Raw genomic sequence first — 15,354 nt, forward strand, 5'->3', positions numbered from 1 at the left:
TTCGCCTTCAAGATTAGAGGATGGATCTATACAAGAAATTTCCGTTGAAGCCGCGTTCATTGAACGATTTATCAATAGATTTTCGTGCAACTGACGTTCAACTTTGTATTCAATGAGGTTGAACGCGGGCGTCTTGATTCTTGCTTGATCCCATAAACGTTATTTTCTTGCGTAAATGCAGGGCAAGACAGGTGAAGTTAGCTAACCGGCAGGCGGTTAGCTAACTTCACTCCCCCTTATTCGCACGAGTGCTCAACGGTGGTCTTGTTCTGCGAAGCCAGTCGGTTGTCGCCGACAATACCCGCAGGCTGAGGCCGCATTGACTGGACGCCAATGGAGAAGAAAGCAACGGCGACCCGCAAAAGCGGGCGGCACTTGCGAGTGCCAGTGCTTCCCGACGAAGAGGAGACCATCAAGGAAAAGGCGCGGCAGGCGGGGCTTTCTGTCGCTGCCTATCTGCGGAACGTGGGTATGGGCTACAGAATCGAGGGCGTCATTGACGCGGAACTGGTCCGGGAACTCGCAAAGATCAATGGGGATCAAGGGCGCCTAGACGGTTTGTTGAAGCTGTGGTTGACGAACAGTGAGAAGCTTGGAAACCAGGACCCGGACCATCAGCGCCGTCTCATTCATGGCGTCCTCGACCGGATCATTACGATGCAGAGCGCTTTGCTCAGGCTGGTGACTGAGTCCCAAGACGAAACATTTAGCAGCTGAGCGAGCGGCAACCACAAAAAATTTAGCCGCTAAACGCCAGAGGATCGCAACGAAAAATTTAGCCGCTAAATTTTTGAACAGCAAACGGTGCCGAGCACGGGCGAGGAAACAATGGAGAAGCGTCTTTTCAATGAGTTAGTGGCGAGTCTGCAGGAAGCTGCTGAGATTGCTAGGGGCTATCGCAAGTTCCGAAGCCGTCGGCGATTAGCCGAGCTTATCCGCGAAGAGCGGCAGGCGAGGCAGATGATTGGCCATCGGAGTTTCAGAAAGAAACTGCTGCGTCAGAGACCCCCTCGCGTCCGGAGGCCGGGCATTCGGCTCGTCAGAGGAAGAGAAGTCATAAAGAGATAGGTGCCGGCCTGCAGCATGTTTTGAACGGGCTCGTTGTATCGATGTCGGCAATGCACGCGCGTGGCCTAGGTCATCTGTCACGCTGTGCAGCGTGACAGATGACCTAGGGGTAGTCCTGCAGTGCGCGGATGATGTGCTCGATTTCAACTACTCCGGCTTGCTTCCTGTCGCGGTAGAGCAGTATATAGTTAGGTTTCTAAATCAATTTACGCATGCCGCCCACGCGTCCGGTTTAGTGCGTCGGCAGGGCGTCGGTCTGACTGTCGATCCGGTTTCAGTTGACACCGGCCTCGCAGCTACCATGATCGAATGGTCTGCTTGCGAGGCTTTTCCATGTCGACTCAAACCATCACCCTCGATCGTGCCGATTGCGACCGCTTGCGCGAATGTGTGGGGCTGGCAGATGTACTGCTCGACCAGGTTGAATCGGTGTTGCGCTTGGGCGATGTAGGTCGCATGGACTAAGACGCCTTTCGCGCGACCGAGCTGCGCACGCCCGCGAGGTAAGGCTCATGATGAATTCCGAACTTGCCGCCGAATTGGCTGACGAGGCACAACTGAAGACCGCGATTCGCGAGTTACGCAAGCTGAGAAAAGAAAGTGAGCCCCTTAACCGTGCGTGGTCCGATACGCGGGTTGCCAGATTGAGGTACGAGCGGGAATACGTGTTTGTGGTCAAGCAGCTACAGGAGCGAGAGGGCAGGATTATGGATGAGCTACGGCCCTATCTGGCCCAGATAGAGGCGCTAGAGAAGCAGGTAAGGAAGTTGGATCGCAAGATGCGGAAAGTGCAGTCCGGCTCTAAGGGGTAGCCGGAACGGGCATTCTGCCAGCCGGCCTAAATCCCTCGGCAAGCTGCGCACCTCGCGCGTACGAAAAGCGGTAGACGTGGTCCCCTAACCGGGCGACCGAAATTTCCTTGCAATCGGTGGGTCGCTGTCCAGCTACACCTACGAAAAGAAGATCAAGGGCATGGTGCGTACGATCATTGCTTGCTTGCGGCCCAGCGAGATGATGCAGGTGTCTGTTGACCTTTGATATCTGACAATTCAGCGCTCAACCGAGATTCGCGCCTGCAATGGAAGCGGGATCCGGGCAATCTTTTCGGTTGCGGTTGGGTTGACGGCAGTGCAGGCGTGTTCCACTTCATTCCGTCCGAGACGGAGTACTTCAAGCGGGAGAAACGGTTGACTAGCCGGTCACGCCGGGGATTCAGGGCGTCTTGTTGCGAGCCAAGGCGCTCGTGCTGACGTTCGGTCAGCGCTACGTAGTGCGCGATGAAAAGGGCGAACTGAAGACGGACTCAGCATGCTACGTCGCGAAGCGCCGCACAAAGCTCGCGAAGATGCCGTACACCGTGAAAGATATCCGGCCAAAGGCGATCACGAACGCCAAGCGCGCCGGCTACGACAGCGACGCGCCTCAGGTCGCTACGGCACATGCGGATCGAGCAACGACGGAGATCTACATCAAATCGCGCGAAGTGCCTCTGTCTTCGGTCCGGCTTTCAGTTCCTCTCGCCGGTTAGAGATGAATGGGTACACTTGCCGAAATCAAAACCTTTTGACACGCGTAACGCACAAGGTCGATGTCGTGATCCAAGGCATCGGCTTCTTTCGAATATGGAAGGAGCAATTCGACATCGCCGGCACTTTCGGCTTTGGTATGGACGATTTTGCATCGAATCGCGTAAATCCGCTCCGCAACCTCTGCAACCAGATCAGCTCGTTCGTCAGCGAGTGGAATTGGACGAGCCTTCAGCAGGTTCTCCTTCTCGATTTCCTTTTTCTTGAACCAAGCAATCCGTTCCGGTGTGCCGTTCAAATAGTCTCGAAGTTCAGCTTGATCAAGGCACTCCCCTAGCGTCGCCTTCAGCTGAGATCGTTCATCCAAAAATGCACCACCACGTGCGGCCTGTATCACGCCAAGCAACTTGTTCACGTCGGAGTCTTTGTCGACACGAAAACCAGGCTCCTTCAAGAGCCTGCGTACGCGACGGTTTGCCTCGGCTTTTGAGTACACTGGATAGAAATACTCCAATACCTGGTAATAAGCCAGAAACTGGAGCAATGGCATACCGCCTGCGTTTCGCCCGTACCAGTAGAGGGAAATCGGTGCCTTATCATATTCCATCGTCGGAAATTGAACGATGTTGCCAAGGTCAACGCGACCTGACTTAGATATCTTCGGCGCCGCAAGGCGTTCGCGTACCAATCCAAGGGCCACGTTGATCAGGTGCTCAATTTGAAAGAACAACGCATCGGAGAGCTTGACCAACATGGATTCAGCCTTTTCCGCAGTATCAATGCCGGGCCGTTGGACAAACAAGACCAGTCGGACATTACGCACGAGAAGCGCCTGCAGAACATCGCTTTGCGTTCGAAGCGTCAGTTCGGTTTCCGTCTGAACATCGTCTGATTTCAGGGTCCATGACCGGACATGCCCGCGCAGCTTGGAAGATGGGTCACGGGGGCCAAAGAGCTTCGGCAAGACGGCGAGGCCGACACCGGCCTGGTTTGTAGATGAACCGAGAGATCTAACGGATGCCTCAACGATTCCCTCAGCAGGTGCGAACACAGCGTCGAAGCCGGGAACGAAGCGATACTTTTCGAACGGAACGTCGAGAAGCCGCTGTGCCTCATCCGAGGTGTCGATCTGAACCGACCGGAGTGCCCTCCCACATGGCATCTTGATAACGAGGGCAGGTCCCTCGTCGAAGAAACCGGCGACCTCTTCGGCTGCGATGTTTGCTGCTTGACATCGTTGCTTCAGTTGTTCAAAGCGTGTCGCTCTTGTTTCCTGCTCCTTATCGTCGTATTCCGACCAGATGTCTTCACTGGTTTCGTCCGCCATGGTCCCCTCGCAGAATTGTATGGTCCCCTTCAGCAAGTCGATTTTGGAAGATGTCCAAATCTCGACGGAGGGATGTGAAAAAGCCCGCATAACCTATTGATTATGCGGGCTTTATTCTGGTCGGGGCGAGAGGATTTGAACCTCCGACCACCTGCACCCCATGCAGGTACGCTACCAGGCTGCGCTACGCCCCGAGAATTGGTAAGCATAACAGACCCCTTCCCCATTTAGAACAGCTTGAAGCGTAATTCTCGCGGCCGACCGGACTGGCCTGCGACGGTGATCGCGAATCTTGGGTGCGCTGGGCTTCGGTGATTGCTGACTACATCGATACGTTGATGGTGCCGGAATAATAGGAAACGGCACATCAATTGACGGCTAGATCAATCTCTTCGTCCCGAAAACGGTGGTTTCCCGAACATAGATAATCCTCACGCGAATGCCTGTTGGAAGAGTGGCCTAACTGTTAAAATTCTCGTCAATTTTTCAGCGTCCGGAAATCGTCAATGAATCAACGGATTGGCTATGCCCGCGTTTCGACGGATGACCAGAACCTGGACTTGCAGCGCGATGCGCTGAACCTCGCAGGAGTTCAGTGCATCTACGAAGAGATGGCGAGCGGTAAGGCTGCAGGCCGCCAGGAGCTTGACCACTGCCTGAAAGCATTGCGCGCGGGTGACACCCTTGTGGTATGGAGACTGGATCGGCTTGGGCGCAGCCTGCCAGATTTGGTACGAATCATTGCCGAGCTGGAAGACAAGACTATCGGCTTCGAAAGCATCACCGAAAAGATCGAGACCTCCAGCGCGGCTGGCAAGCTGGTCTTCCATGTCTTCGCCGCTTTGGCGGAGTTCGAGCGCAACCTGATTCGAGAACGCACCCAGGCCGGTCTTGCCGCGGCGCGCGCGCGAGGCCGGGCTGGAGGTCGAAAGCCGAAGCTCGATGCGCGACAAATAAAGGAGATCAAGCGGCTGATGTCCGACCCGACTATCCCGGTCAACCAGATCGCGCAACGCTACAAGGTCTCACGGACAACCATTTACAAGGTGGCACCCCGCAGCCAAGCTCCGGCTGTCGGCACGCAGGCGGACGCAAGCGGGACTGAGTTACACCGGTGAAGGCGCCCCATGAGCGCGGCAGAAATCGTATCAGCAGTCTCAGAGCTGGCGCCCCCATCCCTTTTGCAAATTTTATCGATGCAGCTGTGGATTTGAGGTCGCATCAGGCCGAGGTTGCACTCCATCAACGGGGAATTAGAAGTCGTGAAACTGATAAATAACAGTGGCTTAGACCGTGTCATTGATCAGATGCGCCCACATCTGAAGCCGGGGCAGCAATTTGGTTGCGTCACACCGTTGTTCTCGTTGTTCGCTTTCGCTGAACTACGCGACGTTCTCGCCAAGTTGGAACGGGTGCAGCTCATCCTTCCTCCAGCAGATGATGGACTGGACTTCCTTGGCGGCGAGGGCGACCGGGCTGCGCGCAATCGACTCCAAGCCCGTTGGTTGGCCAACCAGTGCGCAAAGTGGCTCGACGGCCGTGTTGAACTGCGCCGCGCGCATGGCCGTGTGCCGCAGGGAGCCGCCGTCATGCGTGCACCGGACGGCACGGCTGACAAGGTGGTGATGGGCTCGTTCGCGTTCAGTACAGATGGTTTGGGCCTGACGCCTGGCAATCCCCTGAATCTGATCCAGGCGTCTGAAACCGCCGACGAGGCGGCACAGCTCGCCCGTTGGTTTGATCAGCAATGGTCCACGTTGCACGCGAAGCCTGACGGCCGGGCGGCCCTGATTGAAGTTCTGCAGGGCATGGGACAGCACCACGCTCCGTTCACGCTCTACGCCTTGATTTTGAATCATCTGTTCAATCGTGGCGAAGAGATGGACGAGGAGCGCATCGTCAAATCGGCCACCGGTATTCGCAACACCGTCGTCTGGAAGAAACTGTTCAAGTTCCAGCGCGACGGTGTTGTCGGCGCCATCGACAAGCTGGCCCGCTTCGGGGGGTGCATCATTGCCGACAGTGTAGGTCTTGGCAAAACCTTTGAAGCGCTGGCCGTCATCAAGTATCACGAGCTGCGAAACGACCGCGTGCTGGTGCTGGCGCCCAAACGTCTGCGTGACAATTGGACGCTCTACAAGGCCAACGACAAGCGCAACGCGCTCGCGGCCGATCGCTTCAACTACGACGTACTGAACCATACCGACTTGTCGCGCGAAGGTGGCCACTCCGGCGATATTGACCTGGACCATGTGAATTGGGGTAACTACGACCTCGTGGTAATCGACGAAAGCCACAACTTCCGCAACAAAAAATCGCCGCGCCAAGGCACAGAGACCCGGTATGACCGGCTTATGCGTAAGATCATCAAAGAAGGCGTCAAGACCCGCGTGCTGATGTTGTCGGCCACGCCAGTCAACAACCGCTTGGCTGATCTGAAAAATCAAATCGCCTTTGTCACCGAGGGCGACGATACTGCGTTGATTGAGCACGGCATCGACAGCATCGAACAGACCACGCGCAAGGCGCAAATCCAGTTCAACCGCTGGTTGGACATGGATGAGGCCGAACGCACGCCCGGCCACCTGGTCGAGATGTTGGGCTTTGATTACTTCACGTTGCTGGATCACCTAACCATCGCACGCTCTCGCCGGCACGTCGAGAAGTACTATGGCACGGCCGAGACCGGCAAATTCCCGGGCCGCCTGCCGCCTAAAAATATCAAGGCCGACGTGGACCTGGCAGGGCAATTCCGCGCTATCAAGGACATCAACCTTGAAATTCGCCGCCTAAACCTGGCCAGCTACGCTCCGCTGCGCTATGTACTGCCGAGCAAGCAGGCTGCCTACGACGCTAAATACAGCACCGAAATCCGGGGGGGCGAGAGCTTCTTCCGTCAGGCTGACCGCGAAGAGAGCCTGATCCACCTGCTGCGGGTCAACGTGCTCAAGCGCATGGAGAGCGCCGTATCCTCGTTCTCGCTGACCGTACAGCGGCAGCTCAAAGACGTTGAAGCTGTGCTCGCGCGCATCGAAAATCACGAAGAGGGCATCGAGGAAATCGACATCGCCGATGTGGACATTGACGACCCAGCATTTGAATCACTGCTGGTAGGTCGCAAGGTTAAGGTGTTGCTCGGCGACGTGGACCTGATTCGGTGGAAGCAAGACCTCATCGAAGACCGCAATCGCCTGGCCACGTTGCTGGCCGCTGCCCAACAGGTGGACGCGGCGCGTGACGCCAAGCTGGCCAAACTGCGCGAAATGATCGAGCAGAAATGCCGCGCGCCCATTAACGCAGGCAACCGCAAGATCATCGTCTTCACGGCGTTCTCCGACACGGCGCAATACCTATACGCCAACCTTGCGCCGTGGGCCAAGTCCGTCCTTGGCATCGATGCTGGGCTGATCACCGGTAGTGCCGGCATTCAGACCACCTTGCCCGGTTTGCGCAAGAGCATGAGCAGCGTGTTGTCGGCCTTCGCGCCGCGCGCCAAGGAGCGCCCGGCAGACATGGCGGCAGAGGGAGAGATTGACTTACTCATCGCCACGGATTGCATCTCCGAAGGTCAGAACCTGCAGGACTGCGACTGGCTGATTAACTACGATATCCACTGGAATCCGGTGCGGATCATCCAGCGCTTCGGTCGTATCGACCGTATCGGCTCGCCTAACCAAAACATCCAGTTGGTCAACTTCTGGCCCAATATGGAACTGGAGGAGTATATCGGCCTGGAACAGCGGGTGAGCGGTCGCATGGTGTTGCTTGATGTTTCGGCCACGGGCGAAGAAAACCTCATCGAGCAGCAATCGGGCAACCAGATGAACGACCTGGAATACCGGCGGAAACAGTTGCTCAAATTGCAGGACACGGTCATTGATATCGAAGACCTGAGCAATGGCGTGTCTATCACCGACCTGACGCTGACCGACTTCCGCATCGACCTGGCGCAGTACCTCAAGGAACACCCTGGCCAGCTCGACAGCTTGCCGCTGGGTACCTACGCCGTCACCACCAGCATCGACGCTGACATTCCCCCTGGCGTCATCTTCTGCCTGCGAGCCGAAGGCGTAGTGGCCGGGAAAATGAGCAACAGCGGCCAGCACTTCGACTACCCGCTGGCTCCGATCTATCTGGTTCACGTGCGTGACGACGGGGTCGTGCAGTTGCCGTACCCTCAAGCCAAGCGCATCCTCGATCGGCTCAAGCGTCTGGCCCTTGGGCGCGAGCTGCCTGACGATGCTGCCTGCGCCAGCTTCGATAAGGGCACGCGGCAGGGTGAAGACATGCGCCATGCCCAGAAGCTTTTGGCTGCTGCCGTAGCCTCCGTGGTGGGCAAGAACGAGGAGCGTGCGGTAGCCAGCCTGTTTTCGCCCGGCGGCACCCACGTCATGAAGGGCGAATTCGCCGGCAGCAATGACTTCGAGGTGGCTGCCTTCTTGGTGGTGCTTCCAGCCGGGGTCCAGACGATCTCAGCCAACACAGGGGGTGCCGTATGAGTTTCAGCACTGCCGAGCCAGCATCGAAGGATGTGCTGGATGACATTGCCAAGGGAAATGCTCAATTGCTGGACTTCCAGCGAGGTTGGGATTCGGATGACACCGGCAAGGCCATCCCGGGCCGCGACAGCGAGGAAACAACGAAGGTGTTCGGTGGAGTTTTGGGTGTATGAGCAACACGTTGACCCAAATGCTCATTGGTGCCTTGGCGCTGCCGGCCAGTTGCCGTGTGGACCAACGCGTTCCGAAGAAGATGCTTGTCGAGAACGGTGCCCCAACGAGTGCTGACAAGCGCCTCATCAACGACAGTGTCGAAGAGATTCAGTGGCTTGCGGCACTGAAGCCCAACACCGTGGGCGTGACCGAGTACCGCGATGAAGAGCGCGAATACCTTGAGGTGGCGGTGCTGTGCGTCGTCGTGCGCGATGCCTCCTTGGTTGGCGCAAGCGCGACGAGGAAGCCAGTCAGCATCACGCGCCTAGCCGAGCTTGTGCACCGTGCCGTGCCTTACCCAGTGCTGTTGCTGATGGCCACACCGCATAGCCTGTTTCTGTCGCTAGCACACAAGCGTTGGGCGCAGAACGAGGCCGGCAAGGTGGTGCTGGACGGCGAGCCGGCCACGGTGGAATTGCCGCTTGGTCTGACAGTCGAGCACGCTTTTGTACGCGCCCTAGCCTTGACCCGTCAGCCCCAGGCCAGCTTACTGGCACTGTACCAGGGCTGGATGGACTGCCTGACGGATTGGCAGGCGGCCCAATACACCGGCACCTACACGGCGGCTGGTACGCCGGCCCAAGCCGCCACGCGCCGCGAGGCACTGCGCACCTGCCAACGGCTGGAGCTGGAGCGTGCACGCATGCGCGCGTTGGCGACCAAGGAAAAGCAGATGGCCAAGCGAGTGGAACTAAACCTCGCGCTCAAGCGCATCAGCGTCGAGCTGGCAGCTGCGCGTGAACGACTTTGAATGACCCGAACATGACTGAGACGAAGATGCAAAGAATAGAAGCAAACAGCCCGGAGGCGCAGTCTGCCGATCAGGTAGCCGCCAACATTGAACGGATCAAGGCCTTTTTCCCTGATCTGATCACCGAAGGCGCTAACGGGGTGGCCGTGAATGTGGATGTCCTCAAGGCACTCGTCGGTGATCGGACGGTGACGGACGCCGAAGAGAAGTACGGGCTGAATTGGCACGGCAAGCGCCGGGCGCGGCAACTGGCGCTGACCCCCAGTACCGGCACGCTACGCCCTTGCCCAGAAGAAAGCGTTGATTGGGACAACACCCAAAATCTAATGATCGAGGGCGACAACCTTGAAGTTCTCAAGCTGCTGCAGAGGAGCTACGCAGGCGAGGTCAAGCTGATTTACATCGATCCGCCATACAACACCGGGAGCGACTTCGTCTACCCAGACAGCTTTCAAGATAGTGTTGCCAACTATCTTCAAATTACAGGGCAAGTCGAAGGCGGCCTACCAGTTACGAGCAATACTGAGACAAGTGGCAGGTTTCATACCGCTTGGCTGAACATGATCTATCCGCGAATCAAGGCTGCGTGGGGCCTTTTGCGCGCCGATGGATTTCTCCTAATCAGCATCGACGACAAAGAGTTTGCACATCTCCGAACGGTCTTGAATGAGCTGTGTGGCGAGGAGAATTTCATTGCGACCTTGGTTTTTGACCGCAATCGAAAGAATGACGCGAAGTTCGTATCTGCTGGGCACGAATACATGCTCCTCTACGCCAAGAATAAGCAAGTTCTTACGGAATTGGACTTGCGTTTGCGTGCGCCTAAGGATGGCGTTGATGAAGTCCGTGAGCTATTCGCAGAACTTCGGAGGATGCATGGTGATGATTGGTCCGCGATCTTGGGAGGATTGAAGGAGCACTATGCTACTTTTGTAGAGGATGACCCGCGCCTCCCGCTCGCCAGGTTTACCAAGGTAGATGCACGAGGGCCATTCCGGGACGATGGAGACCCAAGCTGGCCCGGAGGCGGAGGCCCCCGTTACGATGTTCCTCATCCGATTACTGGAAAGCCTTGCACAGTGCCGAGTCGGGGATGGGTGTGGCCGACTTATGAGCGAATGAAGCAGGAGATTGATGCCGGACACATAGTCTTTGGCGAAGATGAGAAGCGAATCCCGTCCATCCGTAGAAATCTCTTCGAGAAGGACGAGCAGGTAATGCGAAGTGTGATCTTCAGCTACGCACAGAAGGCAAGCCAAGACTTTGCCGAGCTCTTTGATGGCAAGGCCGTCTTTCAGAACCCGAAAAGCTATCGGGATATGAGTCGGCTGGTGTCCTACCTCACTGAGCCTGGCGACATTGTCATGGACTTCTTCGCCGGCTCAGGAACGACAGGGCACGGCGCGATGCTTGCGAGCACGGAAGCACAGCCTTCCAGAAGGTTCGTACTCGTTCAGCTGCCTGAGAAGCTTGATCCGGCAGACAAAGATCAAAAGGTTGCAGCGGAGTTTTGTGACGCCATCGGTAAGCCCAGAACTATTGCGGAACTGACCAAAGAGCGGCTCAGAAGGGCTGCAGGCCAAGTGAAGGCTGAGAACCCGCTCTTCGCTGGCGATGTCGGGTTCAGGGTATTCAAACTGGATACATCGAACATTCGCCCATGGAATCCGAGGCCAGATGATCTGCAACGGTCGGTCATTGACTTTGAGAGCCACCTTCTTGATGGTCGTGACGAAGGGGACGTTCTATACGAGCTCATCATCAAGTTCGGTCTGGACTTGTGCGTTGCTGTGGAGCGACGGACCATTGCAGGCAAATCTGTGGACTCTGTTGGCGGTGGAGTCTTGATGGTCTGCGTTGCCGCGACCATCGGAGCAGACGAAGCGGAAGCCGTAGCCCTTGGGATGGCGGCATGGCACTCAGAACTAGCGCCCGAAGGCGAAGTCACCTGCGTCTTCAGAGACAGCGCTTTCGCGGATGACGTGACCAAGACCAATATTGCCGCGATCCTGGAGCAGAACGGCATCCAGAACGTCCGCAGTCTGTGAGGACCAGCTGATGAAACTTCATTTCGAGCCGAACCTCGATTACCAGCTTCAGGCCATCGAAGCAGTCTGCGACCTGTTCCGTGGTCAGGAGGTTTGTCGCACGGAATTTACGGTGACGATGAAGCTGCCCGACCAGCAACTGACTCTTGGCGTGGCCGAGAGCGATCTTGGCGTCGGTAACCGGCTGACGCTACTGGACGACCAGCTCTTGCAGAACCTGTGTGACGTGCAATTGCGCGGTGGCCTTGCGCCCGCCAGTGTGCTGGCATCGGGCGACTTCACCGTCGAGATGGAGACCGGCACGGGCAAGACCTACGTCTACCTGCGCACGATCTTCGAGCTGAACAAGCGCTACGGCTTTACCAAGTTTGTCATCGTGGTTCCGTCAGTGGCCATCAAGGAAGGCGTCTACAAGTCGCTGCAGATCACTGAGGACCACTTCAAGGGCATCTATGCCGGTGTTCCCGTGGACTTCTTCCTGTACGATTCCAGCAAGCTAGGGCAGGTTCGTAACTTCGCCACCAGCTCGAACATCCAGATCATGGTGGTGACGGTCGGTGCCATCAACAAGAAGGATGTCAACAACCTCTATAAGGACAGCGAGAAGACCGGTGGCGAGAGGCCCATTGACCTCATCAAGGCCACCCGGCCCGTCGTCATAGTGGACGAGCCGCAAAGCGTGGACGGTGGCTTGACCGGCGCTGGCAAGACCGCTTTGGACGCAATGAATCCGCTGTGCACGCTGCGCTATTCGGCCACTCATGCTGACAAGCACCATATGGTGTTCCGACTGGATGCGCTGGACGCTTATGAACGCAAGCTCGTCAAACAGATCGAGGTGGCGGCGGCCACCATCGAGGACGCGCACAACAAGGCCTTCGTACGGCTGGTGTCGGTCAGCAACAAACGTGGCAGCATCAGTGCGAAGGTCGAGCTGGATATGAAGACCGCTGCAGGTGTGAAACGGCAAGAGGTCACGGTCAGCGACGGCGACGATCTGCAGCAGACCACCAAGCGCGACATCTATGCCGACTTTCGCGTCGGCGAAATCAACACGGCCAAGGGTGAAGAATTCTTGGAGCTGCGCTACCCCGGTGGCGAAGCCTTCTTGGCAGTGAGGCAGGCACACGGCGATGTCGATGCTCTGGCAGTGCAGCGCGAGATGATCCGCCGCACCATTCGTGAGCACTTGGAGAAAGAGAAGGTGCTTCGACCCAAGGGCATCAAGGTGCTGTCGCTGTTCTTTATTGATGCTGTAGAGCGTTACCGCCAGTACGATGCGGATGGCAACGCTGCCAAGGGCGAATACGCGCGAATATTCGAGGAAGAGTACCGGCGCGCGGCCAAGCTGCCGGCCTACCAGAGCCTATTCACGGAAGTTGATTTGGCCCATGCCGCAGAAGAGGTGCACGATGGTTACTTCTCCCGGGACAGGAAGGGGCGCTGGACTGAACCTGATCTAGATAAAGATGGCAATCTGAAGAACGAGGCCAGTCGTGCCGATGCAGAGCGTGGCTACAACCTGATCATGAAAGAAAAGGAGAAGCTGCTTTCCTTCGATACGCCGCTGAAATTTATCTTCTCGCATTCGGCGCTGAAGGAGGGGTGGGACAACCCCAACGTCTTCCAGATCTGCTCTTTGCGAGAAATGGGCTCAGAGCGCGAGCGTCGGCAAACCATTGGCCGGGGCTTGCGGTTGTGTGTGAATCAGAATGGCGAACGAGTGCGCGGCTTCGAGTTCAACCGTCTGACGGTCATCGCCACCGAATCATACGAGCAGTTCGCCGAGAACCTACAAAAGGAAATTGAGGACGATACGGGTATCCGCTTCGGCGTACTTGAGCAGCATCAGTTCGCCGGCATCGCCGTTAAGGCGGCTGATGGCACGCTGACGCCGCTGGGCGTGGACCAGTCCAAGGCGTTGTGGGATCACTTGAAAGCGGCTGGGCACGTCGATGCCAAGGGCAACGTACAGGATTCACTGAAACTGGCCCTGAAGAACGGCACCCTAGCGCTGCCTGAGGCTTTCGAGGCTCGGCGCGATCAGATTGTCGAAGTGCTGCGCAAAGTGTCCGGCCGGTTGGACATCAAGAACGCTGACGAGCGCAAGGATGTGCCATTACGTGAAGGCAAGGATGGCAAGGCGGTCTATCTGTCAGACGACTTTAAGGCATTGTGGGACCGCATCAAGCACAAGACGACCTACCGCGTGCAGTTTGACAACGCAAAGCTGTTGGATGACTGCATTTCTCTTCTGAAGAAGGCCCCAGCGATTGCCAAGGCGAGACTGCAGTGGCGGAAAGCTGACATTGCCATAGGCAAGGCCGGCGTAGAGGCAACCGAGAAGGATGGCGCCGCCACTGTCGTGCTGGACGAGACAATCATTGAGTTGCCGGACCTGCTGACCGACTTGCAGGACCGCACCCAGTTGACGCGCCGTAGCATCATCACCATCCTGACTGGCAGCGGCCGCCTGGATGATTTCAAGCGCAACCCGCAGCAGTTTATCGAGCAGACGGCGGAGATCATCAACCGCTGCAAGCGTCTGGCGCTGGTGGATGGTATCAAGTACCAGAAGATCGGTGACGAGCATTTCTATGCCCAGGAGCTGTTCGCCAACGATGAGCTTATCGGCTATCTGCGCAATATGCGGTTGAACGCGAAGAGGTCGATCTACGAGCACGTCATCTACGACTCGGATACCGAGCGTAATTTTGTCGAAGATCTGGAAACGAATGATGGCGTTCTCCTCTACGCCAAGCTGCCGAGCTGGTTCAAGGTGCCTACACCGCTGGGGCCATACAACCCGGATTGGGCTATCCTGTTCGACCACGAAGGCATGCAGCGCTTGTATTTCGTCGTGGAGACGAAGAGCAGTCTGTTCTCCGATGATTGGCGCAGCAAGGAGGAAGCCAAGATAGGGTGTGGCAGGGCGCATTTTGCTGCGCTGGCAGTTGGCGAAAATCCTGCCCGCTATCTCGTGGCCACGTCGTTTGGCGAAGTGCTTAAGACAATGGAATGATCCCTTAAGTCGCCTCCGACGCCCGAAGGAAAGGGCGTCGGAGGCGTTCCTTGGGCGCATGGCTCCTTACAAGTGGCTGTTGGAGTTACGAGAGTCGCTTTGCTAGATCTTCGGCTCGTGGGTGGTAGTAACGCATCAACATGCGTGGGTCTTTATGGCCCGTTATCTTTGTAAGTTCATGCATGGGGAAGATCGACGCCAAGCGAGAAGTCGCTTCGTGTCGCAAGTCGTGAAAGCGAAGGTCAGTTAGGAACTTGCTATCTGGCTTCAGGTTTGCCGCCCTGCACTCATCGACGTAAATCGTACGGGCGCGTGCCACTGCGCGCTCGAAAGCCCTTGTCACCGCGTCGCTGCGAATCCGGAATACGCGATCCGTCTCCTCTTCGCCACCATCAGACATATGATCCTTGGCGGCGTTATTCTGTGCTTCTTCCAGCGTCTGAAGCACGGAAACAGCGCGTGAAGACAAGGGTACGTCACGCGCGTCTCCGTTCTTCGTCGACGGTAGGTGTGCAACGCGGCGATTGAGGTCCACGTTGGCCCATAACAGGGAGACGATCTCACCCCGACGCATTGCCGTTTCGACGGCCAACCAGATGATGGTTGGTAGCAGCACCGAGTTGCTGGCCTTTGCCACGCGCTCAAGCTCTCCGTCTTGCGCACGTCGGTCCGAATCGGTGTCGTCTACGTTTGGCGTGCCGACACGTGTGTCGTTGACAGCAATGCGCCGAGTGCGCGCATTGTTGGGTTGAGGCTTTCGTACTAGTTCGACTGGATTCGAAAGGCTTTCCATGCCCCACTCTTTGCGGGCTATGTTAAACACATGCGAAAGAACTGCTAAGCGACGCAGCACTGTCGCAGGCTTGTACCCCTTCAGCCAATCGTCGCGGACCTTCGCGA

The 15,354-nt window shown here is 57.0% G+C and carries 12 protein-coding genes and 1 tRNA gene; 10 read left to right on the forward strand and 3 right to left on the reverse strand.

Features of this window, described 5'->3' with window-relative positions:
* Positions 1-333 precede the first annotated feature (333 nt).
* From traJ to U5775_RS37355, 4 genes are all read left to right on the forward strand, one after another.
* Positions 334-717, forward strand: a complete 384-nt coding sequence (gene traJ, locus U5775_RS37340; RefSeq protein WP_322063153.1) for a conjugal transfer transcriptional regulator TraJ — start codon at positions 334-336, stop codon at positions 715-717.
* Between the two features lie 684 nt (positions 718-1,401).
* A complete protein-coding gene (locus tag U5775_RS37345; protein WP_322063154.1) occupies positions 1,402-1,533 on the forward strand; it encodes a hypothetical protein in 132 nt (43 codons plus the stop codon).
* Positions 1,534-1,580: 47 nt separating this feature from the next.
* Positions 1,581-1,880: a hypothetical protein gene (locus U5775_RS37350; protein ID WP_322063155.1), complete on the forward strand. Its 300-nt coding sequence runs from the start codon at positions 1,581-1,583 to the stop codon at positions 1,878-1,880.
* Between the two features lie 410 nt (positions 1,881-2,290).
* Positions 2,291-2,596, forward strand: a complete 306-nt coding sequence (locus tag U5775_RS37355) for a hypothetical protein (RefSeq protein ID WP_322063156.1) — start codon at positions 2,291-2,293, stop codon at positions 2,594-2,596.
* Here the strand turns inward: U5775_RS37355 and U5775_RS37360 are convergent.
* Together U5775_RS37360 and U5775_RS37365 are read right to left on the reverse strand one after the other, a co-directional pair.
* A complete protein-coding gene (locus tag U5775_RS37360; RefSeq protein WP_322063157.1) occupies positions 2,593-3,921 on the reverse strand; it encodes a hypothetical protein in 1,329 nt (442 codons plus the stop codon). The genes U5775_RS37355 and U5775_RS37360 overlap by 4 nt on opposite strands.
* 117 nt (positions 3,922-4,038) lie before the next feature.
* A tRNA-Pro gene (locus U5775_RS37365) sits at positions 4,039-4,115 on the reverse strand.
* 312 nt (positions 4,116-4,427) lie between these two features.
* Between U5775_RS37365 and U5775_RS37370 the strand changes: the two genes are divergently transcribed.
* The 6 genes from U5775_RS37370 to U5775_RS37395 all read left to right on the forward strand — a co-directional run bounded on the left by U5775_RS37370 (position 4,428) and on the right by U5775_RS37395 (position 14,454).
* Complete coding sequence (locus U5775_RS37370) at positions 4,428-5,039, forward strand: recombinase family protein (RefSeq protein ID WP_322063158.1); 612 nt, start codon at positions 4,428-4,430, stop codon at positions 5,037-5,039.
* 144 nt (positions 5,040-5,183) lie between these two features.
* Positions 5,184-8,420 (forward strand): helicase-related protein, encoded by a 3,237-nt coding sequence (locus U5775_RS37375; protein ID WP_322063159.1) that lies wholly within the window; start codon positions 5,184-5,186, stop codon positions 8,418-8,420.
* Positions 8,417-8,593 (forward strand): hypothetical protein, encoded by a 177-nt coding sequence (locus tag U5775_RS37380; protein WP_322063160.1) that lies wholly within the window; start codon positions 8,417-8,419, stop codon positions 8,591-8,593. Before U5775_RS37375 ends, U5775_RS37380 begins: the two co-directional genes overlap by 4 nt.
* Positions 8,590-9,384, forward strand: a complete 795-nt coding sequence (locus U5775_RS37385; RefSeq protein WP_322063161.1) for a DUF4391 domain-containing protein — start codon at positions 8,590-8,592, stop codon at positions 9,382-9,384. The genes U5775_RS37380 and U5775_RS37385 overlap by 4 nt, the downstream gene beginning before the upstream one ends.
* 11 nt (positions 9,385-9,395) lie before the next feature.
* Positions 9,396-11,432, forward strand: coding sequence for a site-specific DNA-methyltransferase (locus tag U5775_RS37390; RefSeq protein ID WP_322063162.1), 2,037 nt, complete (start codon positions 9,396-9,398; stop codon positions 11,430-11,432).
* Between the two features lie 10 nt (positions 11,433-11,442).
* Positions 11,443-14,454, forward strand: a complete 3,012-nt coding sequence (locus U5775_RS37395; RefSeq protein ID WP_322063163.1) for a type III restriction-modification system endonuclease — start codon at positions 11,443-11,445, stop codon at positions 14,452-14,454.
* An 85-nt stretch (positions 14,455-14,539) separates the two neighbouring features.
* On the opposite strand, the gene U5775_RS37400 is transcribed toward U5775_RS37395, so the two are convergent.
* On the reverse strand, positions 14,540-15,354 hold an 815-nt coding region (locus U5775_RS37400), incomplete at its 5' end, for a site-specific integrase (RefSeq protein ID WP_322063164.1).

This window comes from Paraburkholderia sp. J63, assembly GCF_905220245.1.
Lineage (GTDB): Bacteria > Pseudomonadota > Gammaproteobacteria > Burkholderiales > Burkholderiaceae > Paraburkholderia.

Bases quoted from the DNA above. Each gene is read 5' to 3' on its own strand.
- U5775_RS37390 (WP_322063162.1), top strand. From the start codon at position 9,396: ATGACTGAGACGAAGATGCAAAGAATAGAAGCAAACAGCCCGGAGGCG.
- U5775_RS37360 (WP_322063157.1), bottom strand. From the start codon at position 3,921: ATGGCGGACGAAACCAGTGAAGACATCTGGTCGGAATACGACGATAAG.
- U5775_RS37370 (WP_322063158.1), top strand. From the start codon at position 4,428: ATGAATCAACGGATTGGCTATGCCCGCGTTTCGACGGATGACCAGAAC.
- U5775_RS37395 (WP_322063163.1), top strand. From the start codon at position 11,443: ATGAAACTTCATTTCGAGCCGAACCTCGATTACCAGCTTCAGGCCATC.
- traJ (WP_322063153.1), top strand. From the start codon at position 334: ATGGAGAAGAAAGCAACGGCGACCCGCAAAAGCGGGCGGCACTTGCGA.
- U5775_RS37380 (WP_322063160.1), top strand. From the start codon at position 8,417: ATGAGTTTCAGCACTGCCGAGCCAGCATCGAAGGATGTGCTGGATGAC.
- U5775_RS37350 (WP_322063155.1), top strand. From the start codon at position 1,581: ATGATGAATTCCGAACTTGCCGCCGAATTGGCTGACGAGGCACAACTG.
- U5775_RS37345 (WP_322063154.1), top strand. From the start codon at position 1,402: ATGTCGACTCAAACCATCACCCTCGATCGTGCCGATTGCGACCGCTTG.
- U5775_RS37385 (WP_322063161.1), top strand. From the start codon at position 8,590: ATGAGCAACACGTTGACCCAAATGCTCATTGGTGCCTTGGCGCTGCCG.